Source organism: Streptomyces diastatochromogenes, assembly GCF_002242805.1.
Lineage (GTDB): Bacteria > Actinomycetota > Actinomycetes > Streptomycetales > Streptomycetaceae > Streptomyces > Streptomyces diastatochromogenes.
Map to the genome: position 1 here is coordinate 1 of NZ_MCGQ01000206.1, position 539 is coordinate 539.

1 protein-coding gene is annotated in these 539 nt (G+C 67.3%); it reads right to left on the reverse strand.

Annotated features, from left to right (window positions below):
- Window positions 1–539: sensor histidine kinase (locus BEK98_RS47645; RefSeq protein ID WP_208643454.1), on the reverse strand; the 539-nt coding region annotated here is incomplete at both ends.

Consider the following 539-nt stretch of genomic DNA (forward strand, 5'->3'; position numbering starts at 1 on the left):
CCGTGGTGCTTGTTCACGACGATCCGCCAGGAGATGTCGAGGCCGAGTCCGGTTCCCTCCCCCACCGGCTTGGTGGTGAAGAACGGGTCGAAGATCCGGCCACGGATCTCGGGGTCGATGCCGGGCCCGGTGTCGCCGAACTCCACGAGCAGGTGGTCCCCGTCGAGCGAGGTGCGCACCGTCAGGCTTCCCGCACCACCCATCGCGGCGACGGCGTTGTCGATGAGGTTCGTCCAGACCTGGTTCAACTCGCCGGGGTAGACGGGGATCTTCGGCAGCGTCCTGTCGTACTCCTTGACCACCTGGACCCCGGAGCCGATCTTCCCGGCGAGCATCACGAGCGTGCTGTCGAGCAGTTCGTGCACGTCGGTGACCTGGAACGGGGCCCGGTCCAGGTGGGAGTACTGCTTCGCCGCGCCGACGAGGTGCGAGATGCGGTGGGTGGAGTCCTCGATCTCGTTCAGCAACAGCTCGGTCTCCACGGTGTACTCGAGCCACCGGAGCGTGCCGTCCAGGCTCTCCTCGTCCACGGCCGCCGC